General features: G+C 64.6%; 10 protein-coding genes. 2 read left to right on the top strand and 8 right to left on the bottom strand.

The window, feature by feature from the left end:
• Window positions 1-30: 30 nt before the first annotated feature.
• Genes ACFOEV_RS01795 through ACFOEV_RS01785 form a run of 3 tightly spaced genes read right to left on the bottom strand, consistent with a single transcriptional unit; the run spans window position 31 to window position 3,009 of the window.
• Entirely contained in the window at window positions 31-1,527 is a 1,497-nt protein-coding gene (locus tag ACFOEV_RS01795) for a tripartite tricarboxylate transporter permease (protein ID WP_386771000.1), read from the bottom strand.
• Window positions 1,528-1,560: 33 nt separating this feature from the next.
• A complete protein-coding gene (locus ACFOEV_RS01790) occupies window positions 1,561-1,995 on the bottom strand; it encodes a tripartite tricarboxylate transporter TctB family protein (RefSeq protein ID WP_386770998.1) in 435 nt (144 codons plus the stop codon).
• 24 nt (window positions 1,996-2,019) lie between these two features.
• Window positions 2,020-3,009 (bottom strand): Bug family tripartite tricarboxylate transporter substrate binding protein, encoded by a 990-nt coding sequence (locus ACFOEV_RS01785; RefSeq protein ID WP_386770996.1) that lies wholly within the window; start codon window positions 3,007-3,009, stop codon window positions 2,020-2,022.
• Window positions 3,010-3,185: 176 nt separating this feature from the next.
• Here ACFOEV_RS01785 and ACFOEV_RS01780 point away from each other — a divergent pair, with 176 nt between their 5' ends.
• A complete protein-coding gene (locus ACFOEV_RS01780; protein WP_386770995.1) occupies window positions 3,186-4,115 on the top strand; it encodes a LysR family transcriptional regulator in 930 nt (309 codons plus the stop codon).
• A 263-nt stretch (window positions 4,116-4,378) separates the two neighbouring features.
• Here ACFOEV_RS01780 and iadA read toward each other — a convergent pair whose 3' ends face one another.
• The 5 genes from iadA to ACFOEV_RS01755 all read right to left on the bottom strand — a co-directional run bounded on the left by iadA (window position 4,379) and on the right by ACFOEV_RS01755 (window position 11,547).
• Complete coding sequence (gene iadA, locus ACFOEV_RS01775) at window positions 4,379-5,545, bottom strand: beta-aspartyl-peptidase (RefSeq protein ID WP_386770993.1); 1,167 nt, start codon at window positions 5,543-5,545, stop codon at window positions 4,379-4,381.
• A 43-nt stretch (window positions 5,546-5,588) separates the two neighbouring features.
• A complete protein-coding gene (gene cphA, locus ACFOEV_RS01770) occupies window positions 5,589-8,210 on the bottom strand; it encodes a cyanophycin synthetase (RefSeq protein WP_386770991.1) in 2,622 nt (873 codons plus the stop codon).
• Window positions 8,207-9,055: a cyanophycinase gene (locus ACFOEV_RS01765; RefSeq protein ID WP_386770989.1), complete on the bottom strand. Its 849-nt coding sequence runs from the start codon at window positions 9,053-9,055 to the stop codon at window positions 8,207-8,209. The genes cphA and ACFOEV_RS01765 overlap by 4 nt, the downstream gene beginning before the upstream one ends.
• Before the next feature lie 266 nt (window positions 9,056-9,321).
• On the bottom strand, window positions 9,322-10,125 hold the full coding sequence (locus tag ACFOEV_RS01760; RefSeq protein ID WP_386770987.1) for a hypothetical protein: 804 nt from the start codon (window positions 10,123-10,125) through the stop codon (window positions 9,322-9,324).
• 15 nt (window positions 10,126-10,140) lie between these two features.
• Complete coding sequence (locus ACFOEV_RS01755; protein WP_386770985.1) at window positions 10,141-11,547, bottom strand: esterase/lipase family protein; 1,407 nt, start codon at window positions 11,545-11,547, stop codon at window positions 10,141-10,143.
• 309 nt (window positions 11,548-11,856) lie between these two features.
• On the opposite strand from ACFOEV_RS01755, the gene ACFOEV_RS01750 reads away from it, so the two are divergent.
• Entirely contained in the window at window positions 11,857-13,794 is a 1,938-nt protein-coding gene (locus ACFOEV_RS01750) for an aconitate hydratase (protein WP_386770983.1), read from the top strand.
• Window positions 13,795-13,814 lie beyond the last annotated feature (20 nt).

Here is a 13,814-nt window from a genome sequence, read left to right as displayed (position 1 = left end):
GCCTGACCTTCCTAGAAAAAGCAGTGGGAATCAGTGCTGGACGCTGCTGCGGCGTCGACGCCACTGGTTCCAGAGCGGATATGCCAGTGCCAACACCACCAGCAAGCAAAGCGTTAGTGACAGTGGCCGAGTGAAGAAGGTGGTCAGGTCCCAGTGAGAGATCTGCATCGAGCGGCGAAAGTTGACCTCGAGAATGGGCCCGAGGATCAGGGCAATCACCAGGGGCGCGGCAGGATAGCGCCAGCGTTCCATGAAAAAGCCCACTACGCCGAAGGTCACCGCCAGCCAGACATCGAAGATCTCGTTGCGCAGCGCATAGGTACCGATCACGCTGAACACCAGGATCATCGGCCCCAGCACCGCGCCCGGGACCTTGGTCACCACCACGAGGTAGCGACACAGCCACAGTCCCAGCACTGCAAACAGGATGTTGGCCAGAAAGAGGGACAGGATCAGGGTGTAGGTCGTCTCGGCGTGCTGGGTGAACAGGCTCGGCCCCGGAATCATGCCGTGGATGGTCAAGCCGCCGACGAATACGGCCGTGACCGCATTGCCGGGAATGCCCAGCGTCAGGGTGGGAATCAGGGTACCGCCGGTCACGGCGTTGTTGGCCGACTCCGAGGCCGCCACCCCTTCCAGTTCTCCCTTGCCGAAGCGTTCGGGCGTCGGGGAATGACGACGCGCCTCGCTGTAGGAAATGAAGGAGGCGATGCTGGTACCGGCCCCGGGCAGAATGCCCACTACCGAACCGATGACCGAGGAGCGCAGCAGGGTACGCAAGCTGCGCCGGATGTCGTGCCACAGCGGCAGGCGGCGCCCCTTGAGCTGCTGTCCCTTGCCTGCCAGCACGCCACCGCCTTCGGGCACACAGAGGTTGAAGGCCTGGGAAACCGAAAACAGCCCGATCAGCACCGGCAGCAGCGGCACGCCCTCGAACAACTCGCTGTGGCCGAAGGTGAAGCGCTGCATGCCGGTGAAGGCGTCCAACCCTACACAGGCCAGCACCAGCCCCACCGCCGCCGAGAGCACGCCCTTGAGCGGACGGTCCGACGCCACGCCGACGATGGTTACCAGCCCGAAGATCGCCAGCACGGTGTACTCCTGGGGGCCGAAGGCCAGCGCGACCGTCGACAGCGGCGGCGCGATGGCGATCAGCACGACCACGCTGAACAGCCCGCCGAACAGCGAGGCGAGGGTCGCCATGCCCAGCGCCTCGCCGCCGCGCCCGGCCGCGGCCAGCGGATAGCCGTCGAGCGCAGTGGCGATGGAGGCATCCGTGCCCGGGGTGCGCAACAGGATCGCTGTCACCGACCCGCCATAGACCGAGCTGACGTAAACCGCCCCGAGCAGCATAAGCGCCAGGTCCGGCGGCATGCTGAAGGTGATGGGGATACACAGCGCCACGCCCATCGTCGAGGAGAGCCCCGGCAGTGAGCCGATCGTCATGCCGGCCAGGGTGCCGAGAAACAGCGTAAGCAGGGCCATCGGCGTCAGCACATTGCCGAGGGCAGGAAGCAATACATCCATAGGGAGCCTCTTGAGTGAGGTCGCAGGCCGCCGTTAGCCCACCAGCCAGCCGGCGGGCAGTGGCACGGACAGCAGGTACACGAAGACCACGTAGATCACGGCCGAGAACGCCACGGCAATCACCAGAGCCGCCGGCCACCGCAAGTGGCCCAGCCAGCGCAGGCTGACCAGCAGGAACAGCGGCAGCGCGACGAAAGCACCGGCGGTCACCATCAGTCCCAGCAGCCCCAGCACGCACAGGCACCAGAGGAGGAAACGCGGCCAGGGCAACGAAGGTGGCAGATCGTCGGGGGCGCGACCGCGCAGGGTACCCAGAGCGATTCCTGCGCTGGCCAGTAACCCCAGCGTACCGGTGATCACGGGGAAGACCCCCGCGTCGCCAGGCATGCCCAGGCCCGTGACCACCGCAGCCGCACAGAGCGCTCCCACCAGCACGGCTACGCAACGATCGATAGTGTCGAGAGTCATAGAATTATCTCTCCAAGCGTCCTATCACTGCTCGACCCAGGGATCTTTCTCCCAGAGCGCCTTCAGCCGGTCGTGACTGTCGTGGATGAATTCGACGTACTCCTCCCCGTAGATGGGGTTGACCGGCATGTTGAGCTGCTCCATCTCGGCGCGGAATTCCGGGTTGTCGACGACATCGCGGGTAACGGCCAGAAGAGTGTCATAGATCTCCTGGGACACGTCCGCCGGCACGGCGAATCCGCGCGATGCGGCGGACTGGACGTCATAGCCCTGTTCCTTCCCGGTGGGGACGTCGGCGATGGCCTCGACCCGCTCGTCGGCCCATACCGCCAGCCCCCGCACCTTGCCTTCCTGGATCTGGGCCGCCGCTTCCGACATGTTGCCCTCGAAGGCGGTAATGTGGCCGCCCAGCAGCGCGGCGGTCGCCTCGGCATTGCCGTTGTAGGACACGAAACTCAGGTCGATGTCCGCTTCCTCGGCGAAGTTGAGTGCGGCGAGGTGGTCGTCACCGCCAACGCCCTCGTGGGAGATAACCACCGATTCCGGATCGTCTTTCACCGCTGCGACCAAGTCATCCAGGGACTGATAGGGGCTGTCGGCAGCGACCGCCAGCACGCCCGGGTCGGTGATCACGTTGGCCAGCGGGCGGATCTCATCGAGGGAGTAGCCGACGGTCTCCTCGCGGGTGAAAGGGTAAACCTCCACTGCGGGTGAGTTGATCAGGCCAATGGTGTAGCCGTCGGGGTCAGCGTTGGCCAGGTGAACCCAGCCCAGTTCGCCGCCGGCGCCAGGCCGGTTGACCACCACCACCCGCTGGCCGAGTTCCTCCTCGGCGTACTTGGCGAAAATCCGTGCCATGGTATCGGTGCTGCCCCCAGCGCCGAATGCGACGATCATTTGAATCGGCTTGTTGGGGTAGTCCGCTGCCAGGGTTGCCGTACTCAGACCACCTGTCAGAATCGTCGCCATCGCCCCCAGCACCACCTTTCGTGCCAGCCTGGATTGAGTCTTCATCGCCTTATTCCTTGTTACTGTTGTGGTTTCAGAACCATGCAGGTCGCTCGCCAGGGGCCAGCCCCTGGCCTGACGCTGCAGAGCACTCACCCACTACTTAAAAGCAGTCTACACTTTCAAAAAAGCGAATTAATTGCATATATTAAGAGTCGAAAAATTCATTATTCGGCGATGCCATGTTGACCCTCAAGCAGCTCGAAACTTTCGTCCAGGTGGTCGAGCTCGGCACGTTCGAGCGCGCCTCCCAGCGTCTCAACGCGACGCAGTCCACCGTTTCCAAGCGCATCTCCGAGCTGGAGCAGGCCACCGGCCTGCACCTCTTCGACCGCTCACGCCGCAACGCGCGGCTGACCGAAGAGGGCGAACGGCTGCTGGAGCTGGCCTATGCGACGCTCGACGGCGCGGAGCGGATCCTCGAGCTCAACGAGCAACCCGAGCGCATGCTGCATCGTGTGCGTATCGGCTTCACCGATCTGGCCGCTCTTACCTGGCTACCGGGCTTTCTGCGGGATTACACCACCGAGCGGCCCGACATCCGATTGGACATCACCATCGACATGAGCCGTACCCTGTACCAGCAGTTTCAGGATGATGAGCTGGACCTGGTGGTGATACCGCAGGTCCCCGAGGCCTTCGCCCAGCCGGGTGTGGAAACCCGGCTGCTGGAGGAGGTGGAGATGGCCTTCATGGCCAGAGAGGGCCTGGTGGACGGCCCCCGCCCCATCCCCATAGGGGCGCTCGAACGCTACACCCTGATCAGCCAGGGCAAGCGCTCCGGATTCGCGCAGGATATCAATCGCTGGCTTTCCCACCAGGGCATGGCCGCCGCCAACCTGACTGCCGATAACTTGCTGGCACTCGTTGGTCTGGTGGCGGCGGGACGTGGCATCAGCGTATTGCCAAAACTCTGTGTCCAGCGTTTCGCCCGCGAGCAGGGGCTGGAGATCCTCGAGACCATCCCCCGTCTGCCCACGATCGGTTACTACGCCCTGTACCATGGCGGGGTGCGTATCCGGCTGCTTGAAGAGCTCGCCCACCGCCTCGGCGACGCAGCCGACTTCACCCGCCCCTTCTTCTTCTCCGAGAAGCGCCCTACTCGTGGCTGACAAGGCGCTGCGAACTGACCGAAAGCCTGTTGCTGCGCTGCCACCAGATCAGCGTGGCGATCTTTCTCAAGAAGTGCGAAGAATACAACCTGACTCAATTGCAGTACGTGATCCTATCGGCGCTGGAAGAGAAAGGCGCGCTCGACCAGATCACACGCGCTTCGACAGCGCGTGTGATCTGCCCGACACCTTCGGTCGCTGGCACACTGTCTATATGCGCTAGGCCCGGTCTTGGCTGGATATCTCTCCGATCGGCACCCGTTCTACTCCTCGCTGTAGACGCAGCGGCCCGCCACGAATGTCTTCCGGGGCTGAAGTTCGCTGTCGAGCAGGGTCACGTCGGCATCAAAGCCCACGGCCAGCCGCCCCTTGTGGGACTGCAGCCCGAGCACCCGGGCGACGTTGCCGGCGATCAGGTCCAAGGCATGCTCGAGCGGCAGAATTTCCTCGCGCACCAGGCGCTGCCAGTCGGCGATCAGGGTGGTGTTGCGTGCCACGCGCATGCCCACGTAGCCGCCCTGGGCGTCGAACTCGGGCAGGCTGCCGTTGCAGTCGGAGCTGATGGTGATGCGCTCCCGCGGCACGCCGCGCTCGAGCAGCACGGCCACCGCGTCGAAGGCGGAGAGCCCCTCCTCGCCGGGATCCTCGAAGGCGGTCAGGTCGATGCTGGCGCCGAAGGTGCGCGCGTAGTCCGCCGCCTCGTCGAGTAACTCGCGATGGCGATTGACGTGGGTGGGGATCACCTGGTCGGCGGGAATCTCGGTCTCGGACAGCAGCCGGCGCAGCGGTTCCAGGCCGCGGTCGCCATCGCCGACATGGAAGTGACAGATGCCGCGCTTGCCGGCCAGCATGGCGCCGACGCGCACCTCGCTGACCAGCCGCTCGATCTCGTCCTGGCGCGGCTGGCTGGAGCGGTGATCCGAGATCGCCAGCTCGCCCAGGCCGATGACCTCGGGAATCCAGGCCAGGTCGCGCTGGACATCGCCGGTGAGGGTCGGCGGCGGCACGCGATAGGCGCCGGTGTACATGTAGGCCGCGATACCCTCGGCGCACAGGCTGCGCACCTTGGCCAGCAGGTCCGCCGGCGAGCGGCTGAGACTGTCGGTGCCGAGCACGCCCACCACCGTGCCGATGCCCATGGCGGCGATCTCGGCGGCGGTGATCTCCGGGCAGCGTGTGACGCAGCCCCCCTCGCCGCCACCGCCGGTGACATGCACGTGCTGATCGATGAAGGCGGGTACAGCGGTGAGGTCGCGAGCCTCCACCAGGCGCACGGGCCAACCTTCCGGCACGGCGAGGTCGCGTCCCAGCGCCGCGATGCGTCCGTCCGCGATCAGTATGTCGACTTCCTCGCGCGACTCCGGCGCGTAAAGACGGCCGACCCGCAACAGGGTCATCAGCCGGGCATCTTGATCATTGCAGGCCATCATGGACGTTCACCAGTTGAGCCAGAGGCGTGGATACGAGTGGCGCTCAACCCCCGTCAACCGGTGTGGCGGACGGGAAGCGGCGCCCCTTGAGGCGTTCGATGGCGCTGTCGATGTCATCGATCAGCAATACCAGCAAGTCGCCCTCCTGGGCTTCATCGAAGGCCCTTTCGATAGCCATGTGCTCGTCGAGGATGATCTCGAGTTCGCAGGCATCTTCCGCCGCCGCGGCGCCACCGCGCAGTAACCCGGCGGCCTCGCCGGCGGCACGTCCGCGCAGATGGGTTTCACAGATGAACATGACATCGTGCATCCTGGCGAGTTGTGCGCCCAGGGCCATAAGGTCCTCGTCGCGACGATTGCCGGGGGCACTCGCCACGCTGATGCGGCGATGCGCCGGGAGGCTGCTGACGAGGCCATCGAGCGCCTCGAGCGCCGGCACATTGTGGCCGTAATCGATAAGCACCTGGACACCGTCGGCCGCCACGAGATTGGTGCGCCCGGGATTCTGGCCAGGCGTGGGATGAAAGGTCTGCAGCCCCGTCTGGATATCGGCGATGCTGAGCCCCAGCGCGTAGCCGGCGGCGCTGGCGGCCAGGGCATTGGCGACGTTGAAGCGGGCATGCCCCTCGAAGGTGATGGGCACATCGTCGACGGGAATGATCTCGGCCTCGACGCGGCCCTGGCGCATCACGATGTGCTCCTTGTGGATGGTGAAGGCCACGCCGTGATCACGAACATGTTGACGGATGGCGCGCGAGTCGGAGTCCAGGGTGAAGAAGATGATGTTGCCGCGCGCCCATTTCTGGCCGTCCAGCACGTGGGGATCGTCGGCATTGAGCACGGCGGTCCCCCCTTCGCGCACGGCGTCGATGACCACCGTCTTGCAGCGCGCCAGATCGTCGAGCGTATAGAGGTCGTATTCGCCCAAGTGATCGCTGGCGATATTGAGCAACACGCCTACGTCGCACTCGTCGAAGCCCAGGCCGCGACGCATGATGCCCCCCCGGGCCACCTCGAGCACAGCATGCTCGACGGTGGGCTCGCGAAGCACGATGGCGGCCGCCTGCGGGCCGCTGTAGTCGCCGCGCATGATCACGTGGTTGTCGATCTCGATGGCACCGGTACAGGCCATACCGACCTTCCGCCCGGCGTGGCGCAGCAGGTGCGAGAGCAGTCGCACCGTCGTCGTCTTACCGTTGGTGCCGGTAACCGCGGTGATGGGAATACGGCCGTCGCCACCCTCGGGGAACAGCATGTCGACGACGTGGTGGCCGACATCACGCCCCTGCCCATGAGTCGGGGACAGATGCATGCGAAACCCCGGCCCGGCATTGACCTCGACCACCGCCGCAGCCTGTTCTTCCAGCGGTCGGGTCAGGGTCTCGGCGAGGAGGTCGATGCCGATGATGTCGAGCCCGATCAGACGCGCGATCCGTTCCGCTGCATAATGCACCTCCGGGTGGACGTCGTCGGTCACATCCGTGGCCGTGCCTCCGGAACTCAGGTTCGCCGTAGACTTCAGGTATACGATCTCGTCCTTGGCGATCACGCTCTGCAGGGTCAGGTTCTGCTGGTCGATCAGCCGCTGCGACTGCTCATCCAGGTGAATCCGGGTGAGCAGGTTCTCGTGGCCGACGCCGCGACGGGGGTCCTGGTTCGCCTGGTCCACCAGTTTCTGCAGCGTGGATTCTCCGTCGCCGACCACATGGGCCGGGCGCCGCCGGGCCGCGGCCACGAGTTTGCCGTCAATCACCAGCAGGCGATGGTCCTCGCCCTTGATGTGCTGCTCGACGATGACCGACCGATGCTGCCGGGAGGCGGTCTCGTAGGCGTCGCGCAGCGCCTGCTCATCCTGGAGGTTGGTGCTCACACCGCGGCCATGATTACCGCTCAGCGGCTTCGCCACCACCGGATAGCCGATGCTGCGCGCGGCCTCGAGCGCCTCATCGAGCGATCCACAAATCTGTCCGATCGGTATCGGGATGCCGGCATCGCCGAGAATCTGCTTGGTCCAGTCCTTGTCGTCGGCGATGCCGTGGCCGAGCAGGCTGGTGCGCCACGTCACCGTCGCCTGGATACGCTGCTGGAGGTGGCCGTGCCCCAGTTGCACGTAGCTGCTCTCCTCACTCAGGCGGGCGAAGGGGATGTCGCGGCGCTTGGCCGCGTCGATGATCGACGCGGTGGAGGGGCCCAGCATGTGGGCGTCGCGCACCGCCTTGAGGCGGGCGATGATCGCCGGCATGTCGATCTCATCCCCGTTGAATAGCCGGGTGACGAAATCGACGGCTTCAACGCCGGCCGCCAGGCCACAGGCCTCATCCCGATAGCGATAGACCACGTTGTAGACACCGGTCTCGTAGGTGTCGATGGTCTTGCCGTAGCCGACCGAGAAGCCGATCAGGTTCTGCAGTTCGATCGCGACATGTTCCACGACGTGACCCGCCCAGGTGCCACGCGCCAGCCGCTCCAGAAAGCCGCCGGGGCGGCCGACCGAGCAGCGATGCTCCTGCAGGGTCGGGATGAGCCCGGTGAGACGCTCGACGATGCCGTTGACAGTATCGCTTGGGCGCTCCTCGAGTTCGCCGATGTCCAGGCGCATGATGAGGGTCGGGTAACGGCTATAGTAATTCGGGCCTCGCAGGGCCCGGTGTTCAAGAATGTTCATCGGCTATCCTCCCGCAAGGCACGGAGTTCGTCGGTGACGAGATAGCGTCGTGCATCGACATCGAACCCATGGCCGCTGACCATCGCATGGAGGATCATGTTCTCGATGGCCACCGCCCCCCCCATGGACAGCTCGGTGATGTTCGAGCTCGCCAGGTCGCGGCTGTCGATGAGGATGACATGCCCCGGCCCGATGGCTTCGAGAATCCGGTTCGGGTGAATGATCACGGCGGCATCCTCGCCAAGCCCCACGCCCAGGTGCTCCGGGTTGCTCGCCCCGACCTCCATCAGGCGTGTGAAACGCCCGCGTTCGAGAAAGTGACTGTCGATGATGAGCCCATCGACGAAGCCGAGACCGGAGGTCATGTTGACCGCCCCCTTGCGCAGGGCATCCGCGGCGTCGCCATTGTAGATCATGGTCCCCGGCATGGCCGCCGCACCGGCACTGGTACCGGCCACGACGGCGCCGGCCAGCAGGCGTTTGCGAATGGCATTCAGCGTCGCCGAGCCGCCCAGCACATTGGTCAGGCGCAGCTGGTCACCGCCGGTGAAGAAAATCACGCCGCTTTGCTCGATCAGACTGACATTGCTGGCGTCGGCGGCTTGCTTGCGATCCTGGATATTAAGCGCATGGATACGGGTGGCGCCCAGGCGTGTGAAGGCGGCTTCGTAGTCGGGGAGCACCTGATCGGGAATGCTGCTGGCCGTGGCGATGACGGCGACCTCGTGACTGCCCACGGGGGCGAGAGCGAAAACCTGTTTCAGGATTTCGAGATCGGATGTCTTATCCTCGGCACCGCCGATCGCCACGATGTGGCCATGTGTGGCGGTCAGCTGAGATGTCATAATCCCGTTCGTCGCCCAGCGACGCTTTTAAGGGAAACATTGAATCAATGGTCTAGCGGGCAAATTGCTGAATATCCTGATGCTCGTACCCTATTACTTGATGGTATAGCAGCCATCCCCCGTCGCGACCAGAGGAAGCGCGTGACTGATGCCGACGGTGCCATCAGCGCAGAGTCGGCACGGTGCTGAAATTAGCCGGGTCATCATTCATCCAAATCCGGCCGTGCTAAATCAGATTGCCCTCCATTAATAATTGTCAACGACCCCTAAGTGCGGGGGTCACCCGGAAGATAGTTACCGGTCACCTGGCGATAAGCCTCCGAAGTCCGCTCGCCGGGAATCCCATCCACCTTGACGAAGACGCCCGGGAACGTATTGAGCCAGCGCTGCAGGGCCTCCACGTTCGCGACGACCGTGGCACTCCTCGATTTGTTCTTCGCGTAACCGACAATCAGCGGTTTGCGATTCGCCCGCGGTACCGGCTGATCATTGAAAGCGACCTCGCCTTTTTCCGCCAGGCGCCGCAGCAACACGGCGCCACCGCATTGCCGGGATACCGCGGTATCGGACCAGGTGCCATCGGCGACGTACTTGCCACGCTGATAGTGGTTCGAAAAGCTCCACAGATAGGGCGACAGGACATGTGGGTGATGGAGCCGATAGCCCCAGCCGTTGTAACGCTCCAACTGATAGAGGGTACCGGCCAGGCTCCAGTCGGTTTGCGCTCCCAGGCGCTTGAGTGACAGCGCATCTGCGGCACTTTCTTCCCAAGTGAAGGGCGGTCGCCCCTGTTTCGGCCGCCCCGCCGGAACCTGGACGGTACGCTGCTCCAGCGAGTCGCCATTGTGCAGATGGCACGAGAAGTCGCCGCTCGCTTCCATGGTGTGAATCACCGCCACGAAGCTCCAGGGAATGCCCTTCTGCTCGCCGACGTTCTGGTACCGAGAACGCTGGTCGCGCAGGCGATCGACGATGCGATCGACACCGGCCTGATGTTCGGGTTGGATCATGCAGCTCTCGAAGAGCCGCTCGTACTCCCGGCGCAGAGCCTGAGTCAATGAGACGGACATGAGCTCTCCCTCCTGTCATTCTCCTCGCGCTTTCGGGTCACGCAGCTGGAACACGCTCGGTGCCTGGGTGCGCTGCAGCTCGATATCCACCAGCAAGGAGCGATGAGGCTGAAAGAACTCGGCCAGTTGGTCCCGGTCCAGGCACAGGTCCTCGATATCCTCATCGGCAAAGGTATTGAAGCCAACCACCGTGTCTCCCTCCCCCAGCATGGGGTTGGCGGTAATGGAAAAGCCTAGCTTGGTACCGGCTCTGGTCACCTCGGCATGCAACTTCAGGGTGTCGATATACAGGCTGCGAAAGGAGGCATCGGCCTTGTAGCAATGGACATCTCGAATGGCCTGCTCGTGGATCGCCCGTGCCAGCCGGCCACCGTCATGCTGATTGGTGCGCGGGTCGTAGAACTCGAGCATGTAATCGGTGACGGGCACGGCGAACTGGTCGCGCACCCGTACCAGCGTATTCTGATAGCCAGGCTTTCCCCGGTTGCTGCCGGAGGTCCTTGTCAGTCCGTCGTTGGCCCGATCGCACTCATCGCAGAACGCCTCGAAATCCGTGTCGCCGACCGTCAGGGCACGAGCGATAAGCTCCAGCGTCTCCTTCTGCGCATTGCTGAAATTGCTGGCGGGAACATCCAACTTGATGGCGGAGTGATCCAGCCGGTTGACGATCCGGAAGGCCGTGCGCCCCGCCGAGCGACGCCGAGCCGTCAGCGTGGGCACCGTGCGCAGGCGCCCCTCTCGCTCTTGCTCGCTGAAATCGATACGCACATAGGCACAGTTCAGGTTGGTGGTGGAAATGCGCACCGTACCGTCCCCGCCCTCCTCGTTGGCAACGGAGCGAATGCCGGAATACCCGGTGTTGCCGACCAGCACCGTGCATAGCGTTCGCCCGGGCGCATACATGCCGATGCCATCCGCGAAGCGGTCGAGCATCGCCAGCTCCCAGGAAAAGGGACTCGCCAGCTCGAGCCCCTGGAGGATCCGGGTACCGGTCTCGAAGACCGCCTGCCCTTCCTGACGGCTGAAGAAACCATTGGCGACGCGGCCCAGCACGGAGCGCCCCACATGCGCCAGCGGTGAGCCGAAATTGGCCGGCGCCAGCATCACCAGATGCTTGACCGGTGAGCTGTCGGGGGCGAAATGTCGCTGCAGCCAGTCACGAATCACCAGGCCGCCGGTAGAGTGCACGATGACGTCCACGCTGGCAGGGTCACGCGGCAACTGACGCTTCGTCCAGGCGCGCTCCAGCGCGGCCTGGAGGTCGTCGAAGCGCAGGTCATCGCTCTTGGACAGATAACTGCAAATGGACACCAACTCGATTTCCGGGGACGCCAGCATCCTGCGCAGGTGTCCTGCCAGGCGATCGAAGGAGTCGCCGCTATCGTTCCAGCCATGGAGCATGATCAGAGGCCGCGTGGCCATGGCTCCCCCCTTGTGTCGTTGTTGTCATACCGGGCAGGGATTGTCTTGCTTCCGGCCACAGGCCCTGGTCAGGCACCTCCCCGGTGAACGGTGACGGGCCTGCCATGCAGCGGTCGAGCGTACCGGCCTGAAGGGTTTCTACTGCAAGATTAGTTGATATTCCCGGACAAGGAGTGCCCGTCGTTTTACGCCTGACGCCGTTCCCACCATCGCTTGGAGAGAACACGCTCACCCCAAGGGTTACCCGGAAAGCCACTGCTAGACTGAAGCGTACATCGAGACGGACAGGAGTTGAGACAGGAGTTCATCATGAGCCGACTCAACGTGACCCAGAAATTGATCGAGTCCCACCTGGTGTCCGGGCGCATGACGCCAGGTGAGGAAATCGGGTTGTCGATCGACCAGACGCTGACCCAGGACGCCACCGGCACGCTGGTGATGCTGGAATTCGAGGCCATGCAGGTCGACCGCGTGCGCACCGAGCTCTCGGCCCAGTACGTCGATCACAACCTGTTCCAGGAAGATTTCAAGAACCCCGACGATCACCTGTTCCTGCACAGCGCCTGCCGCAAGTTCGGCGTATGGTTCAGTCCGGCCGGCAACGGGGTCAGCCACCCGGTCCATCAGGAACGCTTCGGCATTCCCGGCAAGACCCTGGTCGGCTCGGACAGCCACACCCCGGCGGCCGGCGCGCTGGGCATGTTCGCCACCGGCGCCGGCGGCCTGGAGGTGGCCCTGGCCATGGCCGGCAAGCCGCTGTACCTGAACATGCCCCAGGTGGTGGGCGTGGAACTGACCGGCCAATTGCCCGACTGGGTCAGCGCCAAGGACGTGGTGCTGGAGATGCTGCGCCGTTACGACGTCAAGGGTGGCGTCGGCAAGGTCTTCGAATATTACGGCCCCGGCCTCGACGCCCTAAGCGCCATGGACCGCCACGTGATCGCCAACATGGGCACCGAGATGGGCGCCACCACCACGGTGTTTCCCTCCGACGGCGAGGTGCGGCGCTTCCTGGAACAGCAGGAGCGCGGCGGCGACTGGCGGGAACTGCTCGCCGACGACGGCGCCGACTATGACGAACACGTGTCGCTGGACCTCTCCACCCTCGAACCGCTGATCGCCCTGCCCAGCAGCCCCGGCAACGTCAAGCCGGTGCGCGAGGTGGCCGGCGAGGAGATCTACCAGGCCTACGTCGGCTCGTCGGCCAACCCCGGCCTGCGCGATTTCGCCGTGCCGGCGATGATGGTCGAGGGCCGCCGGGTGCCACCGGGGGTGTCGTTCGATATCAACCCCACGTCGCGCCAGATTCTCGAGAACCTTTCCAACGAGAGCTATCTGTCGCGGTTGATCCGCGCCGGCGCCCGCCTGCACCAGGCCGGCTGCAACGGCTGCATCGGCATGGGCCAGGCCCCGGCCACCGGCCGCAACAGCCTGCGTACCGTGCCGCGCAACTTCCCGGGGCGCTCCGGCACGCCCGAAGACCGGGTCTTCCTGTGCAGCCCGGAAACCGCCACGGCAGCCGCACTCACCGGCAAGATCACCGATCCCCGCGAGCTGGACATGGACTACCCGCGCTTCCAGGAGCCCGAAGACCTGGTGATCAACCGCGAGATGCTCGATCCCCCCGCCGACGACAGTGGCCTGGTGGAACTGATCAAGGGGCCTAACGTGAAGAGCCTGCCGGACTTCGAGCCCATTCCGGCCGAGTTCACCGGCCCGGTGCTGTTGAAAGTCGGCGACGACGTGTCCACCGACGAGATCATGCCCGCCGGCGCCGAGGTGCTGCCGCTGCGCAGCAACATCCCGGCCATCGCCGAGCACGTGTTCAAAGCCGTCGACGAGAAGTTCAGCCAGCGCGCCAAGGCACTGGACGGCGACGGCTTCTTCATCGTCGCCGGCCGCAACTACGGCCAGGGCTCGAGCCGCGAACACGCCGCCATCGCCCCCCGCTACCTGGGACTACGCGCGGTATGTGCGCTCTCCTACGGCCGTATCCACTGGCAGAATCTCGCCAACTTCGGTGTCGTACCGCTAACCTTCGACGACCCGGACGACCTCGGCGACATCGACCAGGGTGACGACCTGGCGCTGGACGATATCGCCACCGCCCTCGGCAACGACGAAGCGATCACCCTGCATAACCGGACCAAGGACCGGCACTATGCCATGCGCCACGGCCTGTCGGCACGCCAGATCGACATGATCCGTCACGGCAGCCTGATCAACCTGGTGCGCACGGAGTCATAGCACTGACTCGCCGCCCGCGG

Source organism: Litchfieldella rifensis (assembly GCF_042646605.1).
Classification (GTDB): domain Bacteria; phylum Pseudomonadota; class Gammaproteobacteria; order Pseudomonadales; family Halomonadaceae; genus Litchfieldella; species Litchfieldella rifensis.
Note: the sequence above shows the minus strand (reverse complement) of the source record. Positions and strands in the feature narration are given on the sequence as shown.